The organism is Pseudomonas sp. WHRI 8519, assembly GCF_040224055.2.
Classification (GTDB): domain Bacteria; phylum Pseudomonadota; class Gammaproteobacteria; order Pseudomonadales; family Pseudomonadaceae; genus Aquipseudomonas; species Aquipseudomonas putida_X.
On record NZ_CP167996.1, the window covers coordinates 2,943,127 to 2,963,995 of the forward strand.

The window sequence follows — 20,869 nt, forward strand, 5'->3', positions numbered from 1 at the left end:
GACCATGACCACCTCTGGGGGAGCGGCGTTGCCCGCGAATGCGCCCGTGCAGGCAACACCGTTGCCTGGCCAGGCCTTTTCGCGGGCACGCCAGCTCCCCCAGGCGTTTCTGGGGCTCGTGCTGGCCTGCATGGGTTTTACTGCCCTAGCCGAACCGACCCACGCCCTCACCGTCTACGGTGAAACCCCGCGCTACGCCCAGACGTTCCGCCACTTCGACTACGTCAACCCCAACGCCCCAAAGGGCGGCACCCTGCGCCGCTCAGCTACCGAAATCGGTCAGTTCGACCACATTCTGCCGTACATCGACAAAGGCATCGGCGTCAGTGAGGTCGATGGCTGGCTGTACGCGCCCTTGGCAGTGCGTTCGTTCGATGAGCCCTACACCGTCTATGGCCTGATCGCCCGGCGCATGGAGCGCGGCCCCCGGGACGCCTGGCTGCGTTTCGATATCGACCCCAGGGCAACCTTCGCCGACGGCAAGCCCGTGCGTGCCGAGGATGTGCGCTTCAGTTACGACAAACTGATGAGCGAGGGCAGCCTCAAGTACCGGACCCAGTTCGCCGATGTGGCGGGTGTGACGGTCGAAGGCCCACACCGCGTGCGCTTCGACTTCAAGCAGCCCCATGGCCGCACCTTGCCCCTGGACCTTGCCAGTTTGCCGGTCCTGCCCGAACACGACTGGAAAAACCGCGACTTCGCCAACGGCGCCGGCTTTGACACCCCGGTCGGCAGCGGCCCGTACCGCATCGGGCGGATCGACAATGGCCGCAGCATCACCTTCGAGCGTGACCGCCACTGGTGGGCCAAGGACCTGCCCGTCAGCCGCGGTCGTTTCAATTTCGAGCGCATTCGCGTCGAGTACTTTGGCGATACCGAAGTGGCGCGCCAGGTGCTCAAGGGCGGTGGCTACGACTACAACCGCGAGTTCTCGGCCACGGCATTCACCCTGGGTTACAACGGTGCACAACTGGATGACGGCCGCCTGCAGCGCGCCCACCTGGGCCCGGCCAAGCCACAGACCGCCCAGGGCTTCGTGTTCAACCTGGACAGGCCGCAGTTCAAGGACCGCCGCGTGCGCCAGGCGCTGGCCATGCTATGGGACTTCGAGTGGAGCAACCGGCAGATGATGCGCAACCTGTACATCCGCCAGCAGAGTATTTTTTCCAACACCCCGCTGGCGGCGCGTGAACTGCCGGATACCGGTGAGCTGCAATTGCTTGAGCCGCTGCGCGGCAAGGTCCCGGACGAAGTATTCACCCAAGTCTTCACAGCACCGGTAACCGACGGTTCGGGGATCGTGCGCACGCAGCAGTTGCAGGCCCTGGCCCTGCTGCAGCAGGCCGGCTGGCAGCCTGAGGGTGATCACCTGGTCAACGCCGAAGGCCAGCCGCTGACATTCACTTTCCTCAATGGCCAGGCCGGCCTCGAGCGCCTGCTGCTGCCCTGGAAGCGTAACCTGGCGCAGATCGGGGTTACCCTGAACATCCGCAATGTCGACTCGGCCCAGTACGTCAATCGCCTGATGGCCCGTGACTACGACCTGATCGTCACCGGCTACCCGGTCACCCTGTCGCCGGGTGCCGAGCTCTACAACTATTTCGGGTCTGCGGCAGCCAACGATCCAGGCTCGAACAACCTGATGGTGCTCAAGGACCCTGCGGTAGACAGCCTGATCGACGGGCTGGTGCGCGCCGACACCCAGGCTGACATGCTGCATCACGCCCATGCGCTGGACCGTGTGCTGCAATGGAACTACTACTGGATCCCCAACTACTACCCGCCAGGCAGTTCGACCGTGTGGTGGAACCGCTTCGGCCTGCCCAAGGTCCAGCCTGCCTATGACGAAGGGCTGGACAGCTGGTGGGAAGTCAGCCCTACCGCCCTGACCAACGCACAGATGGCCGAGCGCCAGAAGGCTGCGCCATGACGTCCTACATTCTGCGCCGCCTGCTGCTGATCATTCCCACGCTGCTGGCGATCCTGCTGGTCAACTTCGCCATTGTCCAGGCCGCCCCTGGCGGGCCAGTGGAGCAGGCCGTGGCCAGGCTGCAAGGCATCGGCGGCGGGGCGCCGGGCGCGCGGGCCGAGGTGGTTCAAGGCCAATCCCGCGCCACCCGTGGCCTGGACCCGAAACTGATCGAAGAGATCAAGCGCCAGTACGGCTTCGACAAAACGGCGCCGGAGCGTTTGTGGCTGATGCTCGGCCAATATGCGCGGCTGGATTTCGGCCAAAGCTTCTTCCGCGGTGCCAAGGTCACCGACCTGATCCTGGACAAACTGCCGGTGACCTTGTCACTGGGGTTCTGGGCCACGTTGATCACCTACCTGGTGTCGATCCCGCTGGGCATCCGCAAGGCGGTGCGCCACGGCAGCCGCTTCGACGCCTGGAGCAGTGCGCTGATCGTGATCGGTTACGCCCTGCCCTCCTTCCTGTTCGCCCTGTTGCTGATCGTGCTGTTCGCCGGTGGCACCTCGTTGAACTGGTTCCCGGTACGTGGCCTGGTTTCGGAGCACTTCGACCAGCTCAGCCTGCTGGGCAAAGTCGCCGACTACTTCTGGCACCTGGTGCTGCCGGTGGGGGCACTGGTGGTCGGCGGGTTCGCTACGCTGACCTTGCTGACCAAGAACGCCTTCCTCGACGAAATCTCCCGTCAGTACGTGGTCACAGCGCGGGCCAAAGGCCTGAGCGAGCGCCGGGTGCTGTACGGCCACGTACTGCGCAATGCCATGCTGGTGGTGCTGGCCGGCTTGCCGCAGGCGCTGATCACGGTGTTCTTTGCCGGGTCCCTGCTGATCGAGGTGATTTTCTCACTCGATGGCCTCGGCCGCATGAGCTACGAGGCAGCGGTCTCGCGTGATTACCCGGTAGTGTTCGGCACGCTGTTCATCTTCACCCTGGCCGGCCTGTTGATCCGCCTGATCGGCGATTTGTCGTACACCTTGCTCGATCCGCGCATCGACTTCGACGCGAGGGCGCACTGATGCTCTCGCCGGTTTCGCGTCGCCGACTGCAACGCTTTCGTCGCAACCGTCGTGGCTGGGTGTCGTTGTGGCTGTTCGCTGGCGTGCTGCTGCTCAGCCTCGGCGCAGAGCTCGTGGCCAACGACAAACCCTTGCTGCTGGGCTACAAGGGCGAGCTGTACATGCCTGCGCTCAAGCGCTACAGCGAGCAGCAGTTTGGTGGCCAACTGCCGTTCCAGCCGGACTACCGTAGCGCGTATGTACGCCAGTTGATCGAGGGCCAGGGGGGCTGGATGCTGTTCGCACCGATTCCGTTCAGTGCCGACACCCCTAACTATGACCTGCAAGTCCCCACGCCAAGCCCACCGAGCAGCAGCAACTGGCTGGGTACCGACGACCAGGGCCGCGACGTGCTCGCGCGGGTGTTGTACGGCACCCGGGTATCGCTGCTGTTCGCTTTTGCCCTGACCGTGGTCAGCGTGCTGATCGGCGTCACCGCCGGGGCCCTGCAGGGCTACCACGGTGGTTGGGTGGACCTGCTCGGGCAACGCGTGCTGGAGGTGTGGTCAGGGTTGCCGGTACTGTACCTGCTGATCATCCTCAGCGGTTTCGTTGAGCCGGACTTCTGGTGGCTGCTGGGGATCATGGCGCTGTTCTCGTGGTTGACCCTGGTGGATGTGGTGCGTGCCGAGTTCCTGCGGGGGCGCAACCTGGAGTACGTCAAGGCCGCCCGCGCGCTGGGCCTGCCGGACAGCCAGGTGATGCTGCGGCACATCCTGCCCAATGCGATGAATGCCACGCTGACCTATGTGCCATTCATGCTCACCGGGGCCATCACCACACTGACCGCATTGGACTTCCTCGGCTTTGGCATGCCGGCCGGCAGTGCTTCGCTGGGCGAGTTGGTCACCCAGGGCAAACAGCACCTGGAGGCACCTTGGCTGGGCTTCACCGCGTTCTTTGCGCTGGCGCTGGTGCTGTCATTGCTGGTGTTTATCGGAGATGCCATGCGCGAGGCTTTCGACCCGAGAGTTTAGGCTGGCGCGGCCATCACAGTTTCAGGGAACTGCCATGCACGAAAGCAACACCCTCAAGGACTACCCTCAGGTACGGCAACTGGCGATCCGCTCGCTGTTCGAAATCATCGAGCAGTCCAGCGAAGGCACGGTGATCGTCGACCGCGAGGCGCGAATCGTGTGGATGAACGAACGCTACGCCCGGCGTTTTGGCCTGGCCGACGCAGCCAGTGCCATCGGCCAGCCATGCGAAACGGTGATCCCGGGCAGCCTGATGCGCGAGGTGGTGAGTAACGGCCGGCCGATCCTGCTGGACATGCTCGACACTCCCAACGAGCCACTGGTGGTCATGCGCCTGCCTATTCACGATGCCCAAGGGGCGCTGATCGGTGCCATCGGCTTTGCCCTGTTCGACCAATTGCGCAGCCTGTCGCCACTGCTCAAGCGCTATTCGAGCATGCAGCAGGAACTGGCCACGACACGCTCGCAGTTGCGCGCGCGCCAGGCCAAATACAGTTTTGCCCAGTTCGTCGGCAGCAGCGCCGCGAGCCTTGAGGCCAAACGCCGGGCCAGGCGTGGCGCGGCCAGCGAATCACCCGTGTTGCTGCTTGGCGAAACCGGCACCGGCAAGGAGCTGCTGGCCCACGCCATCCACGCAGCGTCGGCACGTGCGCACAAAGCCTTTGTCAGCATCAACAGCGCAGCGATTCCCGAGGCGCTGCTGGAGGCCGAGTTCTTCGGCACGGCACCAGGCGCCTTTACCGGCGCTGACCGCAAGGGGCGTAGCGGCAAGTTGCAGTTGGCCGAAGGCGGCACCTTGTTCCTCGACGAAATCGGCGACATGCCTTTGGCCCTGCAAAGCAAGCTGCTGCGAGTGCTGCAGGAGAAGGAATACGAACCGGTGGGCTCGAACCAGATGCTGCGCAGCGACGTGCGTATCATCGCTGCCACTTCGATCGATTTGCAGGCGGCCATCGCCCGCGGGGCGTTCCGCGCCGATCTGTATTACCGCCTGAATGTGCTGCCAATCCAGGCCCCGCCGCTGCGCGAGCGCCTCGAAGACCTGCCGGCATTGTGCGAGGCGATCCTCGCCGAACTGGGCAGCCAGTTCGAGCTGGAGCCCGATGCGCTGCAATTGCTGGCCCGCCATGCCTGGCCCGGGAACATCCGTGAGCTGCGCAACGTGCTGGAGCGGGCGACCCTGCTGGCGGACCAGCCGCGCCTTGCCGCCATGGACGTGCGCGAGGCACTCGGGCCGGTGACGCCCGTTGCTACGCCACCCCAGCGGCAAAGCTACCGCGATGCCTGTGCGCAATTCGAGCGCAAACTGATTGCCGATGCCTTGGCCGAGCACGCCGGAAATGTGGTCGAAGCAGCGAAAGCATTGGGCTTGGGTCGTTCGACGTTCTACAAGAAAAGGGTGGCTTTGGGAGTGTAAGTCTCTTTTTAGAGACTAATGTTTCTGATCGGAGACAGCGCTTAGCGCTCTGACAGACGCGGCGTTTGGGTTGGATTCTTGCCCAAGTCAGTCTCGAATGGGAGACACAGCGATCTTGTTTTTAGTAAAAAACGATACAAATCAATGACTTAAATATTGGCACGATTCCCGCTATCTCCCGGCTACCGATAACAACAAGACTTACCCAGGAGATCTACCCGATGACCGTGCTCATCGCTCTCGCCGCTTTGGCCCTGCTGATGCTGGCCGCCTACCGCGGTTACAGCGTGATCCTTTTCGCGCCCATCGCCGCCCTCGGCGCGGTGCTGCTGACCGACCCCGCCGCCGTGGCGCCCGCCTTCACCGGGGTGTTCATGGAAAAGATGGTCGGCTTCATCAAGCTGTACTTCCCGGTGTTCCTGCTGGGCGCAGTGTTCGGCAAGCTCATCGAACTGTCCGGTTTCTCGCGCTCGATCGTCGCCGCGGCCATCCGCCTGCTCGGCACGCGACAGGCCATGCTGGTGATCGTGCTGGTCTGCGCCTTGCTCACCTATGGCGGGGTATCGCTGTTTGTGGTGGTGTTCGCGGTGTATCCGTTCGCTGCAGAAATGTTCCGTCAAAGCGATATACCCAAGCGCCTGATCCCGGCGACCATCGCCTTGGGCGCCTTCTCGTTCACCATGGACGCCCTGCCCGGCACCCCACAGATCCAGAACATCATCCCCAGCACCTTCTTCAACACCACTGCCTGGGCCGCGCCCTGGCTGGGGCTGATCGGCACGGTGTTCGTGTTCTGCAGCGGCATGCTTTACCTGCAACGCCAGCGCAACAAAGCCCAGCGCGCCAGCGAGGGCTATGGCAGCAACCTGCGCAACGAACCGGAGACTGCCGCCGACCTGACCTTGCCCAACCCTTGGCTGGCGCTCTCGCCGCTGGTGCTGGTGGGTGTGATGAACCTGCTGTTCACCCACTGGATCCCGCAGTGGTACGGCGCCAGCCATACCCTGCAGCTGCCGGGCATGAGTGCGCCGGTGAACAGCGACGTGGCCAAGCTCACGGCAATCTGGGCAGTGCAGGCCGCGCTTCTGGTGGGCATCCTGATGGTGCTGGTCTGCGCCTTCGGCGCCATCCGTGCGCGGCTGGCCGAAGGCACCAAAAGTGCTGTCGGTGGCGCCTTGCTGGCCGCCATGAACACAGCGTCAGAATACGGCTTTGGTGCAGTGATCGCTTCGCTGCCAGGCTTTCTGGTGCTGGCCGATGCCCTGCGCGGCATCCCCAACCCGCTGGTCAATGAAGCCATCACCGTGACGCTGCTGGCGGGTATCACCGGTTCCGCTTCGGGCGGCATGAGCATTGCCCTGGCGGCCATGGGCGACAGCTTCATCGCCGCGGCGAACGCCGCCAACATCCCGCTCGAGGTGCTACACCGGGTGGCCGCGATGGCCAGCGGCGGCATGGACACCCTGCCGCACAACGGTGCGGTGATCACCTTGCTGGCCGTCACCGGCTTGACCCACCGCGAGGCCTACAAGGACATTTTCGGTATTACCCTGATCAAGACCCTGGCGGTCTTCGTGGTCATCGCCACGTTCTACGCCACCGGCATCGTCTAAGGAGCTTTTGCATGACCCTCAAAGGCAAGACTGCACTCATCACCGGATCCACCAGCGGCATTGGCCTGGGCATCGCCCAGGTGCTGGCCCGCGCCGGCGCCAACATCCTGCTCAACGGTTTCGGCGACCCGGCAGCGGCGGTGGCCGAGGTTGCGCAACAGGGGGCGAAGGTTGCGCACCATCCGGCCGACCTTAGCGATGTCGCCCAGATAGAAGCCTTGTTCGCGTTTGCCGAACAGACCTTCGGTGGCGTCGACATCCTGGTCAACAACGCGGGCATCCAGCATGTGGCGCCGGTCGAGCAGTTTCCGCTGCAAAGCTGGGACAAGATCATCGCCCTGAACCTGTCGGCGGTATTCCATGGCACGCGCCTGGCCCTGCCCGGCATGCGTGCGCGCAACTGGGGGCGCATCGTCAACGTCGCTTCGGTGCACGGCTTGGTCGGCTCCACCGGCAAAGCAGCTTATGTGGCGGCCAAGCATGGCGTGGTCGGCCTGACCAAGGTCGTGGGGCTGGAAACCGCCACCGGCAATGTCACCTGCAACGCCATCTGCCCAGGCTGGGTGCTGACCCCGCTGGTGCAAAAGCAGATCGACGAACGTGCCGCCAAGGGTGTCACCCCGCAGCAGGCGCAAGAGGACTTGCTGGCCGAGAAGCAACCGTCATTGGCCTTCGTCACGCCTGAGCAACTGGGCGAACTGGTACTATTCCTCTGCAGCGAGGCCGCAAGCCAGGTCCGCGGCGCCGCCTGGAATGTCGATGGTGGCTGGCTGGCCCAGTGATGGGTGGCCTCGGCCTGGCGCGGCGCTTGCCATCGTTCAACTGCAAGGAGGCCCTATGCGCCCGATCCCCCCATCCGCGATCCTGGCCCTGACCCTGACGGCCACTGCCCCGGCGATGGCCGCCAGCCTGAAGGACGTCGCACCTTACCCCGAGGCCGAAAAAGGCTTTACCCGGCAGGTCATCCACCTGCCCACGCAAGCCGACGAGCAAGCCCACAAACTTGAAATCATCGCTGGCAAGACGCTCCAGGTGGACTGCAACCGCCAGCGCCTGGCCGGCAGCCTGGAGGAACACACCCTTGAAGGCTGGGGCTACAGTTATTACCGCCTGGACAAAGTCGGCGGGCCGGCCAGCACCCTGATGGCCTGCCCGGATGGCAAAAAGACCGAGGCGTTCGTGCCAGTGGTCGGTGAAGGCTTCCTGCTGCGCTACAACAGCAAGTTGCCTGTGGTGGTGTATGTGCCCGAAGGTGTGCAGGTGCGTTACCGGGTGTGGTCGGCAGCGCAGGAGGTGCAAACGGCCAAGGTGGAGTAAATTCAAGCGTAGCGGTACCTGATCGCCGGCAAGCCGCTGATCAGGTGCGTCATGGCACTGGGAGGTATGGCATGAATGATGTGCTTTGGAGTCCTGCTGCGGCGCAAATCGAGGCCAGCACGATGGATGCCTTTCGCCGCTGGATCAACCGGCGCTACAACCTACAGCTCACCGAATACGCAGCCCTGCACCGCTGGAGCATCGAGCAACGCGCCGCGTTCTGGCAAGCCATTGCCGACTATTTTCAGGTGCTGTGGCATACCCCGCCCAGCCAGGTGCTGAGCGAAGGTGCGCACATGCCCGATGCGCGTTGGTTCGCCGACGCCACGCTCAATTTCGCCGAGCACCTGCTACGCCGGCGTGACGATCACACTGCGGTGACGGCCCTGCGCGAGGACGGCCAGCGCAGGTCACTGAGCCACGCGCAACTGGCCGCGGAAGTGGCCGGGCTGCAAACGGCCTTCAAGGATGCCGGCATCGAGCCAGGTGACCGTATTGGCGCGGTGATGCCCAACACCTGGGAAACCCTCGTGGCCATGCTGGCCTGCACCAGCCTCGGCGCCATCTGGTCGACGTCATCGCCGGAGTTTGGCCTGCACGGCATCATCGATCGCTTCGGCCAGATCGAGCCCAAGCTGCTGATCGTCTGTGCCGGTTACCAGTACGCCGGCAAGCAGATCGACCAGGTCGACAAGATCAACCAGGTCTGCGCGCAGTTGCCCGGGCTGCAGCAACTGATCGTGGTGCCCTACACGCGCGAGCAGACCCAAGCCGACGAATTCAGTACCCCTGCAAAGGTCAGCCTGTGGGGCGACTTCTACCAGGCAGGCGGTGAGCCAGGCTTCACCCCGCTACCGTTCGATCACCCGCTGTACATCCTCTATTCCAGCGGCACCACCGGCGTGCCCAAGTGCATCGTCCACAGCGCGGGCGGTGTGTTGCTGCAACACCTCAAGGAACACGGCCTGCACAATGACCTCAAGGCCGATGACGTGCTGTTCTACTACACCACCTGCGGCTGGATGATGTGGAACTGGCTGGCCAGTGGCCTGGCAGTGGGGGCCACGTTGATACTGTACGACGGCTCCCCCTTCCACCCGAGCCCCGAGCGCCTGCTCGACCTGATCGACGCCGAAGGCATCCAGGCCTTCGGCACCAGCGCCAAGTACCTGGCCGCGCTCGAACAGGAGGGCCTGGAGCCGGCACGCAGTCATCGACTGGACAGCCTGCGCCTGATCCTCTCCACTGGCTCACCGCTGTCGCCGCACAGCTACGACTACGTTTACCGCAAGATAAAGGCCGAAGTGTGCCTGGCGTCCATGTCCGGGGGCACCGATATCGTGTCCTGCTTCGTGCTGGGCAACCCCACGCTGCCGGTACGCCGAGGCGAAATTGCCTGCAAGGGCCTGGGTATGGCTGTCGAAGTTTGGGATGAGCATGGTCGCCCGGTGACCGGTGAAAAAGGCGAGCTCGTGTGCACCCGCCACTTCCCGTCGATGCCCCTGGGCTTCTGGAACGACGACGATGGCAGCCGCTACCGCGAGGCCTACTTCAGTCAATTTCCCGGTGTCTGGGCGCAGGGCGACTACGCCGAGCAGCTCAGCACAGGCGGCATGGTGATCCATGGGCGTTCCGATGCCGTGCTCAACCCAGGGGGCGTGCGCATCGGCACGGCGGAAATCTACCGCCAGGTAGAAAAGGTCGAAGAGGTGCTTGAGAGCGTCGCCATCGGCCAGCAGTGCAAAGGCGATGTACGTGTCGTGCTGTTCGTGCGCCTGCGTGATGGCCTCACGCTCGATGACGCTTTGCAACAGCGCATTCGCCAGGTGATCCGCCAGTACACCACGCCGCGCCATGTACCGGCGGTGATCGTACAGGTCGGTGATATTCCACGGACCATCAGCGGCAAGCTGGTGGAGCTGGCGGTGCGCAACGTGGTGCACGGGCTACCCGTGAAAAACACCGACGCGTTGGCCAACCCCGAAGCGCTCGAATACTTTCGTGACCGCACGGAGTTGCACGTTCAGGCATAATGGCGCCCTTTTTTCACCCCGAAGCACAGGTGTCTCATGAAAGCTCAAGCTCGCCACATCCTGGTCAAGACCGCTGAAGAGGCCGAAAAGCTCAAACAGCGCATCGCCAATGGCGAGGCCTTCGACGTGCTGGCCAAGAAGTTCTCCACCTGCCCTTCAGGTAAGCGCGGCGGCGACCTGGGCGAAGTGCGGCCAGGGCAGCTGGTCGGGGCGATCGACCAGGTGATTTTCAAGAAACCCCTGCGTGTGGTGCACGGGCCGATAAAAAGCAAGTTCGGCTACCACCTGGTGCAGACGTTCTACCGCGACTGAAACCCGCCGTTAACGGCGCGCGGCCAGCAAGCCGAGACCTGCGCAACCAAGCAGGCCGGCGCTGACCCGGTTGAACACCCGGCGCGGGCCCGGCTGGCTGAACCAGCGCTGCAGGTAGGCGCCAAGGCCGGCATAGAGGGCAATCGCCACCCATTCCAGCAGCAGGAACAGTACCCCCAACCAGAGAAACTGCTCACTGACCGGGGTGGTGCTGCCTACCGTGACGAACTGTGGCAGGAAAGCAGTAAAAATCAGGATCGCTTTCGGGTTGCCCGCGGCCACCCAGAACTCCTGCCGCGCCAGGCGCCAACTGCCACGCGGTTGCTCGCTGGCCACCAGCGCCTCGCCCACCGGAGCGCACCACAGCTGCCAGGCGATGTAGAACAGGTAGGCCGCACCCACCACCTTGATCACCAGGAACAGGTATTCGCTGGTGTGCAGCACCACCGCCAGGCCCATCGCCGCCAAGGCAATCATGCCGCTGAAGGCGATGATGCGCCCGCCACCTGCCACGCAGGCGGTACGCAGGCCATAGCGGCTGGCATTGTGCAACGACAACAGGTTGTTCGGCCCAGGTGCCATGTTCAGGGCAAAGCAGGCAGGGATGAATAACAGCAGGCTCGACAGGTCCATTTCGTTCTCCTGGAAATCTGCCGCCAATTTCGATGCTCAAGCGGTACCGGGTCAAGGTACAGCCACAGGCAAAAACTGTACGGCAGTGCGTTCGGCGCTGTTAAGCTGCCAGCCAGACCAAGGACTTCAGCATGCACCCTACCCGCACCTCACTCTGGCGCGATCCGGCCCTGCCCTGGGTGGAAAGCCGCCGGGCCTGCCACAGCCGCGCCTGCTACAAGGCCCATAGTCACCCGACCTTCTCCATCGGAGCGGTGGACGCGGGGTACAGCCTCTTCACCGGGGCAGGTGATGGGCAACAGCGCCTGACCCCAGGCACGCTGGTGTTGGTGCCGGCGCAGCGGGTGCATGCCTGTAACCCCGAACCCGGTCAGGCCTGGAGCTACCAGATGCTGCATGTCGAGGCCCAGTGGCTTGCGCAGCTGCGGCTGGAGTCGGGGCTCGATGCGGCCGCGCCGGGGGCCCCGGCACGGATAAGCCGGCTGCCTGCGTTGTACCGGGAATTCTGTGCGTTGAATGAATTGCTGTTCTCGGCTGCAAGCAGCGGCGAAAAGGAAGCCGCCCTTATCGCCTTCATGGGTGATCATGATTTTGCCCAGCATCCGCACCTGGAAGCCGCGCCAGCGCCTGTGTTAGGCCTGCCGGCCCTGGGTAGCCTGATTGAGTACATCGAAGCACAGGACCCTGCCCGGCTCAGCCTTGAAGTGCTTGCCCGGCAAGCAGGGCTTGGCCGCTATCAGTTGATCCGTGCGTTTCGCGCCGCCACCGGGCTGACGCCGCATGCCTACCTGATCAATGCCCGCATCAACCGTGGCCGCCGGCTGCTAAGCGACGGGCTGGCGCTGGCCGAGGTGGCCTATCGATTGGGTTTTGCCGATCAGAGCCATTTTCAGCGGGTATTCAAGGCGCATGTGGGCGTGACGCCGGGTCAGTATCGGCTGCGCCGGGGTTAGCCGCCTTGGGCAACCTGCAATAATCTTCAATACCTGCTCCTGACGCACCTGCACACTGCGGCTCCACCCCTTGAGAAAGCCGCCCCATGGAGCAGTTTCTGATCGTCGCCCTCGCCCACTTCCTGGCCCTGCTGTCCCCTGGCCCGGATTTCTTCCTGGTCGCCCGCACCTCGATCAGCGCCGGTTGGCGCGTTGCCAGCGGCGCCTGCCTGGGCATCGCCCTGGCCAATGGCCTGTTCATCAGCCTGGCTTTCGCAGGCCTGGCGGTACTGCAGGAAAGCAGCCTGGTGTTCATCGCCTTGCAGCTGGCCGGCGCGCTTTACCTGCTTTACATAGGCGCGCTGTTCCTGCGCCACGCCGGACGATCCAGTCTGGCTGCGGTCGGTACCCGAGGGGCAGTGAGCGGGTGGTGGCGAGGGCTGGGCATGGGCTTCGTATCGGGCGGGCTCAACCCCAAGAACGGACTGTTCTACGCCAGCCTCGCCAGCATGGTCGCCAGCAGCAGTGTTGGCTGGAAATGGGCCTATGGTGTCTGGATGTTCAGCGCCGTTCTGTTGTGGGACTTACTGGTAGCGGCAGCGATCGGCAACCAGCGCCTTCTGCGGCGCTTTGCTCATGCCCTGCCCTGGCTGGAGCGGGCCTCGGGGATGATGCTGATAGCACTGGCAGGTGCATTGCTGTTCAAACTGGCGCAGGGTTGAGCAATGCCAGGTCAGCCAAGCCCATCAAGCTGAAATGCCCGCTTGCCCACCCCCCGGTGTCCAGGTGCCAGACGTTGCCCAACCGCTTGGCCTGGAGCACCGGCGTATGCCCCACCAGCAGGGCACGCACGCCTTCAACGGCGCCGGTGTCCCCTTCTTTGAGCCGCCGCCGGGACCATTGGCACACTTCACGCACGCCCGGGTCATCATCTTCCAGCAGACTGGCGCGCAGCTCGGCCCAGTCTGTAAAGGGGCTGTCGGCATGCAGCACACCAATCAGTCCGGCCTCTGTCTGCACTTCCATGGCTATCGGCAGCTGCAGGAAGTGTTCGACGAATACCGCCTGCTCATCTTTTGGCAGGTCGAGAAACCAACCGCCGCCCGCTGCCCGATACATGTCCAGATCCAGCCGCCCCCCGTAATGACAGGTGATGGCCAACGATTCGTGGTTGCCCTGCACAGCGTAAAACCACGGCTTGGTCAGCCACGTCAGTGCCTCGAGACTATGAGGGCCGCGGTCGACCAGGTCGCCGACGCTGAACAGCCGGTCCACTGCTGGGTCGAACCCTACCGCCGCCAGGCATTGCTCAAGCCGCCGAAAATGCCCGTGAATATCGCCAACTGCCAGATCACGGCCGTGGCTGTTGGCGGCTACCCGCCGAAACCGGCTCATTGCATTCTTCCTCTGCTGCTGCACGCTGGGGAGCGGACGACGGGTGCCGCGCTCGTCCATGACGTGCTCATGCCCCTGTCAAGCAACAGCATGGCACAAGTTTCGCCCCGCCTGCGGCCCGCTGAAATACCCTTCACTGGTACAGGCATCCGTGGCGGTAGTATGCTCGGCCTTCGACCTGTACCAGGGAAAGGGATTACCCATGAAACTCTGTGCCGTACAGCTGGCATCCGTCAAAGGCGACCTGCAAGTCAATCTCGACCGTCACCTGCACTGCATAGAGCAGGCCGCAGGCCTGGGCGCCGAACTGGTGGTATTCCCCGAGCTGTCGCTGACCGGTTACGAGCCGACCCTGGCACGGCAGGTGGCCTTGCCGATCACCTCGGCCCGGCTCGATCCGTTACAGCAACTCTGCGACCGCCTGGAAATCTGCGTAGCCGTGGGCCTGCCGCTGCCCACGGCTGATGGCATTCAGATCGCAATGCCGATCCTGCGTCCCGGTCAACCGCGGCTGGCCTACGCCAAACAACGGCTGCACGAGGACGAGTTGGCGTTTTTCTCCGCGGGCGATCAGCCCTTGGTTTTCGCCGCAGGGCAACTGCAGATAGCGCCCGCCATCTGTTACGAGTCGATGTTCCTCGCGCACGCAGCACAAGCCCGCGACAGCGGCGCCGAACTGTATCTGGTGAGCGTGGCGAAAACGGCAAAGGGCGTCCGTGAAGGCCATGAGCACTACCCCCAAGTCGCTCGCACTTTGGGTATGCCGGTATTGATGGCCAACTGCGTGGGGCCGGCCGACAACTTCGTGGGTGCCGGCGGCTCGGCGGCCTGGGACAGCCAGGGCAACCTGCTGGCAGCGCTGGACGGCCGCCAGGAAGGCATCATCTTGCTGGATACCACGAACGCCAGCGCCAGCGGCGTATCGCTGAGCATGCCGTCGCCATGAAGTATCTGCTTTTGACAGCGGCCTGTTTTGCCAGCACCCATCACGTGGTGGGCCTGTTGATCGACAGCCATCTGAATGAGCTGGCCGAGGGGTTGCGCCATCGCCCGGATGCGCCACCGCCCGGCCAGTACCTGCGCGAAGTAAGGCCCCAGGCCCGCCGGGCGCATCGGCAGTACACGCTGATGGCAGGCTCGACGCTGGCAGTGGTGGTTTGCCTGATCGCATACTGGGTCAGTTGAGTGGCCAGTTTCAGTCGCGACCCTTCACCGCCAATACCTGGCTAAAAGTCCCAAGCCTGGCTCTGTTGGCCTTCCAGCGCCAGGAGGTACTGCTTGGTCGGTATTCCCCCGGCAAACCCGGTCAGGCTCCCGGATGCGCCGATCACCCGGTGGCACGGGGCAATGATCGAGATCGGATTACGGCCGTTGGCCGCACCGACCGCGCGTACGGCGCTGGGGTTACCGATCTGCCGGGCAATGTCGCTGTAGCTTCGGGTCTGGCCGAACGGAATGGTGAGCAACGCCGCCCACACCTGGCGCTGAAACGCGGTGCCGGCAAAGTCCAGTGCCAACTCGAAACGTTGGCGCTTGCCAGCAAAATACTCATCCAACTGACCAGCGGCTTGGCGCAGTATTGGCTTTTCATCATCGCGATGCACCTCACCCAGGCGCACGCGGTTCTCCCGCTCCTGTTCCCACAGTACAGCGGCCAGGCACTCGCCGCGGGCCACCAGGGTCAAGGTGCCGACCGGGGACTGCATCAAGGTGAAGGCACTGGACATGGGATTTTCTCACTGCAAGGCTGGGTGCGGGCACTGTAGCGTCGGCCCTGGCACCGCGCATCCGTTTTCTTGCTCAGGCATCCACGCCGCTCGCGATGCGGCGGGCTTGGGCCAGGTCAATTTTCGGGATCAACGTCGCGGGAATGCGAGAAACCTCGGACAGGTTGTAAACCCGGAACCGCTCGCTGACAACCTGCTCGGCCATCAGCGTCAGCGACGGCAGTATGCGGCTCTCCCAGTGCTGATCGAGCCCACAGGGGGAATGCTGCCCCTCGGCCTGCTCGTAAAAGCGCCCCAGTGACTGGTCGAGGTCGACACCGACCAGCAACACCTGCTCGAAACCCAGGTGATAGGCCAGTTGCAGCGCTACATAAACCACTGTCCGGGCATCGTAGTAGCCCCTTGAGAGGTCTTTGCTGAAGGCGATCGATCGCGCCCGTTTGCTCCACAACGCCCTGCTGCAGACATGGGACGCGCCGTGCCCGCGCAACCCGTCGAGCAAGCCGGGGTTGTCGGCTTTATGCAGTGGGTAACACGCGGTACCGAGCGGGATATCCGCGCCGACAAACTGCTCGGGCCACAATGCCAAGCGCTGGCTATCGCGCAACGCCAGGGCAAACAACGCCGGCTGCTGCGTGGGAAAGCTTTTGTCGGTGCAGAGGTAAAAGAACGGCTTCACACCACACGCATCGGTGAGGGAAACCGAACCATTCATGGCAATCACAGGAAGGTGTGCAAATTCAAGCAAGGGGAACTGTTTGGCAGAAGCGCCCGACGCAAGAATCACCACAGGCCCTTTCTGGGTATTTCGGCACGCCTCGAAACTTGAGAACGCGCCACGCTCGGCGTTGAGCCGTGTAGGAGATGTATTCATCGTGCCATCATCGGTTTGCAGTACTCAAAACACAATACCCCGGGCACCGTACGATCATTTATACAGAGCGCACACACCTGGGCAATGTCTGGCCCTGCGTATCAAGCGCCGGCGTCATTTATTCATGAGTCTCCTTGCTGGTTACCCCTGGCGGTACTAATACTTAACTCTCTGCCTGGGGAGGCACGAACAATGCAACCAAGATTCGTTATCGTTCCCGCAGTACCTATCGAAAGGGAATCATTCCGTGTCGCCGGCCGTTATTACGCAGCAACCGTCAGCGGCGGCTACGACATCTACGACAACCAAGCAAAGGAGCGTCTCAAGCCCAGTTACTCCAGCAAAGAGGATGCGCAGGTGCAATGCCGGCAGATGAACCTGAAGGCCTAGAAGGCATGGGAGTGCCAGGAGCCAGGCGTCACCTCAATCCAGGCACTCCCTGGCCGCCAGGCGCAGTTTGTTGCCCGAGAGGAAACTACCTTTGTAGAACGTCGCCCGGCTGCCCTCCCCGGACTCCACGACTTCAAGGACTTCGTCGGAAGTCACTGCGCTGGGTGCGGTCAGGCGGTAGCCGTGGGAAATGGTTTTTTGCGTCGTCATTGGCGCCAGCGCTTGCCATTTGGGCAATACACAGGCGACATAGCCTTCTGGCGACTTGCGGGTCAGCTTGCTGGCTGTCGGCTTTCCGGGGTTTGCACAACCGGCCAGGCTCATCACCAGAACGGAGCAGAAAAAGATGCGAAAGTTAGGCATTTGCATTTGACTCAAGTGAACAGGGTGCATTTTAACCACGGTTTTGCATCAGCACTAATCCACCAAGGTAGGACTCGAAATCGTTCCGCATGCAATCAAGCCTGCTCAGGCGCGGGCGCTGAGAATGAAAAGCCCGCACCTGTGTGGCGCGGGCTTTCATGCTCAGGGTTGCAGTTGGCGAATTAGGCCTTCGAACACATGAGCGCTGCGTCGAGCAGCCGCCCGTGGTCATACCAGGCATCACGCTGATAGGCCATGAACTGGTGACGCGTGCCGTAGCTACGCAACTCTACAAGGCCATTGGCTGTATTGGGGTCGGTACTGTCGACGAACAGGCGGACCGAGTCGCCACTACCCACCTCATAGGTGGTAGCACTCCCATGCAACTCTTCCTTGACGCACCCCAGATAATCCGGTGGGCTCTTCTCAGTGATACCAGAGGTCTGATCATGCCCATCCCGAACATCGGGGTTATGTGCACACCCGGCCAAAAAAGTTGCAGCCAAGGCTGACATCAGTATTGCGCTTGCGAACGATCTAGAGTTTTTCACGCGACACGCTCCGGCGCCCCCGTCAACAACCCTCGAAAAACAGCTAATGAGAAACGCCCTGTTTTTATTTTGCCCTGCTCATATTACCCTCACTATTAGCAGGGCAATATTCTTCTTCGCTATATGGCTGGCGACAGCGTCCTAGCTGGTTTGTTGCTGACGGGCACTCGGCATGAGGAGTGCCAACCGCAGCGCTCAATCTTGCTCGGTCAGTTCACAAACGCCATTTGCACCGCCCTTGCCCGTGTACGAGACTCCCACAGACTCATCCGGGTTGACCATGATGGAGACGGTAACCCCAGCGCCCTTGGCTTCGTAATACGCGTCACTGAATTTCTTCACCTTTGCCTCCTTGGCATTGATGTAGACAGGGCCGCCTTCATCCGCGTGCACTTCGATGTCGCCCGGGCATGTGGCATTCACCAATGGGATGCCTGCGTTGGCCATACCTGCAACAGCAATCAGAAAAACGCCCAGCATTGGCCGCTTCATTCAAACCTCCTGATCCGAATACAACCTCAGTTATAGGCATAGACGAATGTGAGCGCGCGCGCCTGCAACCTGACAAGGCCGTCGAAGCTGCCCGCCAGGCGCCTCAGCCTCTGGCACGCTCGTAAGCGTCCACCTGCTGCTTCGGGATCAGCACGGTCCTTGAAGCAGGAAGCTTGCTGGCGACATCGGGGTCACGCGCCACTTCATGTGCGAAACAGACGAGCCAGGCACCGTCTGCCTGAACAGCCACGTGGGCCAGGTAACTACCCACTTGGCCAATGGTGAGGCCGGAGGCGTCGGCTATCAGTTGGTATTGGTCAGCAATGTCCATTCGACCTGCCAGGTGCCGGGCCCTTGCCGGCCATGCATGCGCTCGATCGAGTGGCAGGCATCAGGCTCTGCCCGCCTGGCTCTGGACATACTGCTCAGCCATCACCTTGCCTTCGAGGATGGCCTCCGTGGAGGACGAAAATGCCCGACTCACTCGCAGCGTTCTCGAAACACTGCCTGGTCGGCCGACCTCTACCAGCATGCCGGTGGGTGATTCAGTGCACGATTCCCACAAAACGTAAATGGATGCCTGGTAACCCAGGTAAGAATGCACATAAAGGTCATGATTGGTGGACTGAAGGTTCATCTGATTCTCCAACGGGCGCCCTGATTGCACCTCTACTGCAAATACGACTGGTGCGTTCACGCGTGCGTTCCGTTTTCCAGTGCGGTTACCTGGAAAGTCGCGAGCCTTTTCGCGGCAGCGGCTCTGGGGCGGGTGGCTGTGGCGCTGGAAACGTGCGGGCAACCCAATCGCGAGCCCTGTCCAGCGCCCAGGCCATGGCTGCGGAGAGCTTCTGTCCAGGGCAATCAGTAAAGCTCTCCTCGAGCAGGAGCACGCCTTTTTTCCCATAGATGCCCAGGAACAGCTGCGTGACGTTATCCCTTGAAAGCCGTGCCTGGATATTGATCAAGGTGCCGCAGGAGAGCCGCTCGTCGTAGTTGCGCACATGTAATTCTGGACTGGCCCAGTCCCAATAAATCTTGCCGCGATTGCGCATGGAGCGGACCTTCACCTTTGACATTCCTGACCGGGAAGACAGCATACACAGCTGCACCGGGGAATCCAGGCAGGAACGACAAGGTTACATTCTTTTACATTTGCAAGCGGCGTGCTCAAACCGCGATGGGTTCGGCGAGGTTGCAGTATTGTCCCTTGAAATACAGCAATGGCTGCGCATCAGCGGCTTTGTGCAGGTTCAGCGCCTTCACTTCACCGATCACGATCAGATGGTCGCCGGCTTCGTGCTCTGCGTGAATTTCGCAATCGAGCCAATACAGACTGCCAGCGATGATCGGGTTGCCCAAAGGCGATTGCTGCCACTCGACCCCGTGCCACTTATCCGTCCCGCGCCGCGCGAACTGGTTGGAGATCCCGACCTGTTCACCGGACAGAATGTTGACCGCGAAGCGACCTGCCTGGCGAATCTTCGGATAGCTGGCCGAGTTGGACATTACGCTGAATGACACCAGCGGCGGGCTCATCGACACGCTGTAAAAGGACTGGCACGTGAAGCCAATCGGCTCGTCACCCATGTGGGTTGTGATCACCGTGATGCCGGAGGCGTAGTGCCCAAGCGCTTCGCGCAAGCGCGTCGGCTCGATAGCATTAGGGAATGACATAGTAGGTCCTGGGTATTGATTACCGCGCGAAGGTGCAGCAAAAGCCTAGTCAGCCCGAGCATTCGGGCTGAACCTTACCTGAGCCTTCGCTGAGCACCTTCGACTTGGGCTCAGCGTTTGTTCAGGAGCTCTTGACGGACGATTTCCGCGCCCGCGCTCAGCGCATTGAGCTTGCCTCTTGCCACCTCACGCGGCAGCGGCGCCATACCGCAGTTGGTGCAGGGGTAGAGCTTGTCGGCATCTACGAACTGCAGGGCCTTGCGCAGCGTGTTTGCTACCTCTTCCGGGGTTTCGATGGCGTGGTTTGCCACATCGATGGCGCCGACCATCACTTTCTTGCCACGGATCAACTCGATCAATTCCATGGGCACGTGGGAGTTGTGGCACTCCAACGAGACGATATCGATGCTGGACTTCTGCAGCTTGGGGAAGGCTTCTTCGTATTGACGCCATTCCGAGCCCAAGGTCTTTTTCCAGTCGGTATTGGCCTTGATTCCATAGCCGTAGCAGATGTGCACGGCGGTTTCGCACTTGAGGCCTTCGATGGCGCGCTCCAAGGTAGCGACACCCCACTCGTTCACCTCGTCGAAGAAGACGTTGAACGCGGGCTCGTCGAACTGGATGATGTCGACACCGGCGGCTTCCAGTTCGCGCGCTTCCTGGTTGAGGATCTTGGCGAATTCCCAAGCCAGCTTTTCGCGGCTCTTGTAATGCGCGTCGTACAGCGTGTCGATCATGGTCATGGGGCCTGGTAGCGCCCATTTGATCGGTTGCGAGGTTTGCTGACGCAGGAACTTGGCGTCCTCGACGAAGACCGGCTTGCGCCGCGCAACGGCGCCCACCACCGTTGGCACGCTGGCATCGTAGCGATCGCGAATCCTGACGGTTTCACGTTGTTCGAAATCCACGCCATCGAGATGCTCGATAAAGGTCGTGACGAAATGCTGACGTGTTTGCTCGCCATCGCTGACGATGTCGATACCGGCATGTTGCTGTTCTTGCAAAGACAAGCGCAGCGCGTCCTGCTTGCCTTCGATCAGTTGATCACCTTCCAACTTCCACGGGGACCAAAGTTTTTCAGGTTCAGCGAGCCAGGACGGTTTAGGCAAGCTGCCAGCCGTTGACGTGGGGAGCAATTTTTTCAC

At 62.2% G+C, this 20,869-nt stretch carries 25 protein-coding genes; 14 read left to right on the forward strand and 11 right to left on the reverse strand.

Going from position 1 to position 20,869, the window contains the following annotated elements; genetic code table 11:
- Positions 1-4: 4 nt before the first annotated feature.
- The 9 genes from ABRP30_RS13510 to ABRP30_RS13550 all read left to right on the forward strand — a co-directional run bounded on the left by ABRP30_RS13510 (position 5) and on the right by ABRP30_RS13550 (position 10,693).
- Positions 5-1,930 carry an extracellular solute-binding protein gene (locus ABRP30_RS13510; RefSeq protein ID WP_267816052.1) on the forward strand — a complete coding sequence of 642 codons (1,926 nt, stop codon included), beginning with the start codon at positions 5-7 and terminating at the stop codon, positions 1,928-1,930.
- On the forward strand, positions 1,927-2,985 hold the full coding sequence (locus ABRP30_RS13515) for a microcin C ABC transporter permease YejB (protein ID WP_349975308.1): 1,059 nt from the start codon (positions 1,927-1,929) through the stop codon (positions 2,983-2,985). The genes ABRP30_RS13510 and ABRP30_RS13515 overlap by 4 nt, the downstream gene beginning before the upstream one ends.
- Entirely contained in the window at positions 2,985-4,001 is a 1,017-nt protein-coding gene (locus tag ABRP30_RS13520; protein WP_349975307.1) for an ABC transporter permease, read from the forward strand. The genes ABRP30_RS13515 and ABRP30_RS13520 overlap by 1 nt, the downstream gene beginning before the upstream one ends.
- A gap of 34 nt (positions 4,002-4,035) precedes the next feature.
- The gene (locus ABRP30_RS13525) at positions 4,036-5,418 is read left to right on the forward strand and encodes a sigma 54-interacting transcriptional regulator (RefSeq protein ID WP_349975306.1); all 1,383 of its coding nucleotides are present in this window, start codon (positions 4,036-4,038) and stop codon (positions 5,416-5,418) included.
- 221 nt (positions 5,419-5,639) lie between these two features.
- Positions 5,640-7,031: a GntP family permease gene (locus ABRP30_RS13530; RefSeq protein WP_349975305.1), complete on the forward strand. Its 1,392-nt coding sequence runs from the start codon at positions 5,640-5,642 to the stop codon at positions 7,029-7,031.
- A gap of 11 nt (positions 7,032-7,042) precedes the next feature.
- Entirely contained in the window at positions 7,043-7,813 is a 771-nt protein-coding gene (hbdH, locus tag ABRP30_RS13535; protein WP_349975304.1) for a 3-hydroxybutyrate dehydrogenase, read from the forward strand.
- Between the two features lie 55 nt (positions 7,814-7,868).
- Positions 7,869-8,348: a serine protease inhibitor ecotin gene (gene eco, locus ABRP30_RS13540; protein WP_349975303.1), complete on the forward strand. Its 480-nt coding sequence runs from the start codon at positions 7,869-7,871 to the stop codon at positions 8,346-8,348.
- 71 nt (positions 8,349-8,419) lie between these two features.
- Entirely contained in the window at positions 8,420-10,381 is a 1,962-nt protein-coding gene (locus ABRP30_RS13545; protein WP_349975302.1) for an acetoacetate--CoA ligase, read from the forward strand.
- 36 nt (positions 10,382-10,417) lie between these two features.
- Positions 10,418-10,693, forward strand: coding sequence for a peptidylprolyl isomerase (locus ABRP30_RS13550; RefSeq protein WP_046786145.1), 276 nt, complete (start codon positions 10,418-10,420; stop codon positions 10,691-10,693).
- Between the two features lie 9 nt (positions 10,694-10,702).
- On the opposite strand, the gene ABRP30_RS13555 is transcribed toward ABRP30_RS13550, so the two are convergent.
- On the reverse strand, positions 10,703-11,326 hold the full coding sequence (locus ABRP30_RS13555; protein WP_241803489.1) for a LysE family translocator: 624 nt from the start codon (positions 11,324-11,326) through the stop codon (positions 10,703-10,705).
- Positions 11,327-11,457: 131 nt separating this feature from the next.
- Between ABRP30_RS13555 and ABRP30_RS13560 the strand changes: the two genes are divergently transcribed.
- Together ABRP30_RS13560 and ABRP30_RS13565 are read left to right on the forward strand one after the other, a co-directional pair.
- Positions 11,458-12,279, forward strand: coding sequence for an AraC family transcriptional regulator (locus ABRP30_RS13560; protein ID WP_349975301.1), 822 nt, complete (start codon positions 11,458-11,460; stop codon positions 12,277-12,279).
- Positions 12,280-12,365: 86 nt separating this feature from the next.
- Positions 12,366-12,980, forward strand: coding sequence for a LysE family translocator (locus ABRP30_RS13565; RefSeq protein ID WP_349975300.1), 615 nt, complete (start codon positions 12,366-12,368; stop codon positions 12,978-12,980).
- Here the strand turns inward: ABRP30_RS13565 and ABRP30_RS13570 are convergent.
- A complete protein-coding gene (locus tag ABRP30_RS13570) occupies positions 12,961-13,653 on the reverse strand; it encodes a metallophosphoesterase (RefSeq protein ID WP_241803492.1) in 693 nt (230 codons plus the stop codon). The two genes, ABRP30_RS13565 and ABRP30_RS13570, sit on opposite strands and share 20 nt — an antisense overlap.
- A 202-nt stretch (positions 13,654-13,855) precedes the next feature.
- Between ABRP30_RS13570 and ABRP30_RS13575 the strand changes: the two genes are divergently transcribed.
- The gene (locus ABRP30_RS13575) at positions 13,856-14,599 is read left to right on the forward strand and encodes a carbon-nitrogen hydrolase family protein (RefSeq protein ID WP_349975299.1); all 744 of its coding nucleotides are present in this window, start codon (positions 13,856-13,858) and stop codon (positions 14,597-14,599) included.
- Complete coding sequence (locus tag ABRP30_RS13580; protein ID WP_349975298.1) at positions 14,596-14,838, forward strand: hypothetical protein; 243 nt, start codon at positions 14,596-14,598, stop codon at positions 14,836-14,838. Before ABRP30_RS13575 ends, ABRP30_RS13580 begins: the two co-directional genes overlap by 4 nt.
- A 41-nt stretch (positions 14,839-14,879) precedes the next feature.
- On the opposite strand, the gene ABRP30_RS13585 is transcribed toward ABRP30_RS13580, so the two are convergent.
- Both ABRP30_RS13585 and ABRP30_RS13590 read right to left on the reverse strand, forming a co-directional pair.
- A complete protein-coding gene (locus tag ABRP30_RS13585; protein ID WP_349975297.1) occupies positions 14,880-15,380 on the reverse strand; it encodes a methylated-DNA--[protein]-cysteine S-methyltransferase in 501 nt (166 codons plus the stop codon).
- A gap of 73 nt (positions 15,381-15,453) precedes the next feature.
- Positions 15,454-16,254, reverse strand: a complete 801-nt coding sequence (locus ABRP30_RS13590; protein WP_349975296.1) for a lipopolysaccharide biosynthesis protein — start codon at positions 16,252-16,254, stop codon at positions 15,454-15,456.
- 192 nt (positions 16,255-16,446) lie between these two features.
- On the opposite strand from ABRP30_RS13590, the gene ABRP30_RS13595 reads away from it, so the two are divergent.
- Positions 16,447-16,644 (forward strand): hypothetical protein, encoded by a 198-nt coding sequence (locus ABRP30_RS13595; RefSeq protein WP_349975295.1) that lies wholly within the window; start codon positions 16,447-16,449, stop codon positions 16,642-16,644.
- A gap of 33 nt (positions 16,645-16,677) precedes the next feature.
- Here the strand turns inward: ABRP30_RS13595 and ABRP30_RS13600 are convergent, their stop codons facing one another.
- The 7 genes from ABRP30_RS13600 to ABRP30_RS13630 all read right to left on the reverse strand — a co-directional run bounded on the left by ABRP30_RS13600 (position 16,678) and on the right by ABRP30_RS13630 (position 20,869).
- A complete protein-coding gene (locus tag ABRP30_RS13600; protein WP_349975294.1) occupies positions 16,678-17,007 on the reverse strand; it encodes a hypothetical protein in 330 nt (109 codons plus the stop codon).
- A 182-nt stretch (positions 17,008-17,189) separates the two neighbouring features.
- On the reverse strand, positions 17,190-17,522 hold the full coding sequence (locus ABRP30_RS13605) for a hypothetical protein (RefSeq protein WP_241803499.1): 333 nt from the start codon (positions 17,520-17,522) through the stop codon (positions 17,190-17,192).
- A 231-nt stretch (positions 17,523-17,753) separates the two neighbouring features.
- Positions 17,754-18,050 carry a hypothetical protein gene (locus ABRP30_RS13610; RefSeq protein WP_267816086.1) on the reverse strand — a complete coding sequence of 99 codons (297 nt, stop codon included), beginning with the start codon at positions 18,048-18,050 and terminating at the stop codon, positions 17,754-17,756.
- A gap of 103 nt (positions 18,051-18,153) precedes the next feature.
- The gene (locus ABRP30_RS13615; protein ID WP_349975292.1) at positions 18,154-18,381 is read right to left on the reverse strand and encodes a hypothetical protein; all 228 of its coding nucleotides are present in this window, start codon (positions 18,379-18,381) and stop codon (positions 18,154-18,156) included.
- Between the two features lie 391 nt (positions 18,382-18,772).
- Positions 18,773-19,102: a hypothetical protein gene (locus ABRP30_RS13620; protein WP_241803503.1), complete on the reverse strand. Its 330-nt coding sequence runs from the start codon at positions 19,100-19,102 to the stop codon at positions 18,773-18,775.
- A 115-nt stretch (positions 19,103-19,217) separates the two neighbouring features.
- A complete protein-coding gene (locus ABRP30_RS13625; RefSeq protein ID WP_267816091.1) occupies positions 19,218-19,724 on the reverse strand; it encodes a flavin reductase family protein in 507 nt (168 codons plus the stop codon).
- 110 nt (positions 19,725-19,834) lie between these two features.
- Positions 19,835-20,869, reverse strand: a complete 1,035-nt coding sequence (locus ABRP30_RS13630) for a methionine synthase (protein WP_349975291.1) — start codon at positions 20,867-20,869, stop codon at positions 19,835-19,837.

What these genes read in the sequence shown, in the direction of transcription:
- ABRP30_RS13525 (WP_349975306.1), top strand. Translation starts at nt 4,036, where the DNA reads ATGCACGAAAGCAACACCCTCAAGGACTACCCTCAGGTACGGCAACTG.
- ABRP30_RS13520 (WP_349975307.1), top strand. Translation starts at nt 2,985, where the DNA reads ATGCTCTCGCCGGTTTCGCGTCGCCGACTGCAACGCTTTCGTCGCAAC.
- ABRP30_RS13550 (WP_046786145.1), top strand. Translation starts at nt 10,418, where the DNA reads ATGAAAGCTCAAGCTCGCCACATCCTGGTCAAGACCGCTGAAGAGGCC.
- ABRP30_RS13510 (WP_267816052.1), top strand. Translation starts at nt 5, where the DNA reads ATGACCACCTCTGGGGGAGCGGCGTTGCCCGCGAATGCGCCCGTGCAG.
- ABRP30_RS13590 (WP_349975296.1), bottom strand. Translation starts at nt 16,254, where the DNA reads ATGAATACATCTCCTACACGGCTCAACGCCGAGCGTGGCGCGTTCTCA.
- ABRP30_RS13560 (WP_349975301.1), top strand. Translation starts at nt 11,458, where the DNA reads ATGCACCCTACCCGCACCTCACTCTGGCGCGATCCGGCCCTGCCCTGG.
- ABRP30_RS13600 (WP_349975294.1), bottom strand. Translation starts at nt 17,007, where the DNA reads ATGCCTAACTTTCGCATCTTTTTCTGCTCCGTTCTGGTGATGAGCCTG.
- ABRP30_RS13555 (WP_241803489.1), bottom strand. Translation starts at nt 11,326, where the DNA reads ATGGACCTGTCGAGCCTGCTGTTATTCATCCCTGCCTGCTTTGCCCTG.
- ABRP30_RS13625 (WP_267816091.1), bottom strand. Translation starts at nt 19,724, where the DNA reads ATGTCATTCCCTAATGCTATCGAGCCGACGCGCTTGCGCGAAGCGCTT.
- ABRP30_RS13610 (WP_267816086.1), bottom strand. Translation starts at nt 18,050, where the DNA reads ATGAAGCGGCCAATGCTGGGCGTTTTTCTGATTGCTGTTGCAGGTATG.
- ABRP30_RS13515 (WP_349975308.1), top strand. Translation starts at nt 1,927, where the DNA reads ATGACGTCCTACATTCTGCGCCGCCTGCTGCTGATCATTCCCACGCTG.
- ABRP30_RS13585 (WP_349975297.1), bottom strand. Translation starts at nt 15,380, where the DNA reads ATGTCCAGTGCCTTCACCTTGATGCAGTCCCCGGTCGGCACCTTGACC.
- ABRP30_RS13565 (WP_349975300.1), top strand. Translation starts at nt 12,366, where the DNA reads ATGGAGCAGTTTCTGATCGTCGCCCTCGCCCACTTCCTGGCCCTGCTG.
- ABRP30_RS13530 (WP_349975305.1), top strand. Translation starts at nt 5,640, where the DNA reads ATGACCGTGCTCATCGCTCTCGCCGCTTTGGCCCTGCTGATGCTGGCC.
- ABRP30_RS13580 (WP_349975298.1), top strand. Translation starts at nt 14,596, where the DNA reads ATGAAGTATCTGCTTTTGACAGCGGCCTGTTTTGCCAGCACCCATCAC.
- ABRP30_RS13575 (WP_349975299.1), top strand. Translation starts at nt 13,856, where the DNA reads ATGAAACTCTGTGCCGTACAGCTGGCATCCGTCAAAGGCGACCTGCAA.
- ABRP30_RS13620 (WP_241803503.1), bottom strand. Translation starts at nt 19,102, where the DNA reads ATGCGCAATCGCGGCAAGATTTATTGGGACTGGGCCAGTCCAGAATTA.
- hbdH (WP_349975304.1), top strand. Translation starts at nt 7,043, where the DNA reads ATGACCCTCAAAGGCAAGACTGCACTCATCACCGGATCCACCAGCGGC.
- ABRP30_RS13595 (WP_349975295.1), top strand. Translation starts at nt 16,447, where the DNA reads ATGCAACCAAGATTCGTTATCGTTCCCGCAGTACCTATCGAAAGGGAA.
- ABRP30_RS13545 (WP_349975302.1), top strand. Translation starts at nt 8,420, where the DNA reads ATGAATGATGTGCTTTGGAGTCCTGCTGCGGCGCAAATCGAGGCCAGC.
- ABRP30_RS13605 (WP_241803499.1), bottom strand. Translation starts at nt 17,522, where the DNA reads ATGTCAGCCTTGGCTGCAACTTTTTTGGCCGGGTGTGCACATAACCCC.
- ABRP30_RS13570 (WP_241803492.1), bottom strand. Translation starts at nt 13,653, where the DNA reads ATGAGCCGGTTTCGGCGGGTAGCCGCCAACAGCCACGGCCGTGATCTG.
- ABRP30_RS13615 (WP_349975292.1), bottom strand. Translation starts at nt 18,381, where the DNA reads ATGGACATTGCTGACCAATACCAACTGATAGCCGACGCCTCCGGCCTC.
- eco (WP_349975303.1), top strand. Translation starts at nt 7,869, where the DNA reads ATGCGCCCGATCCCCCCATCCGCGATCCTGGCCCTGACCCTGACGGCC.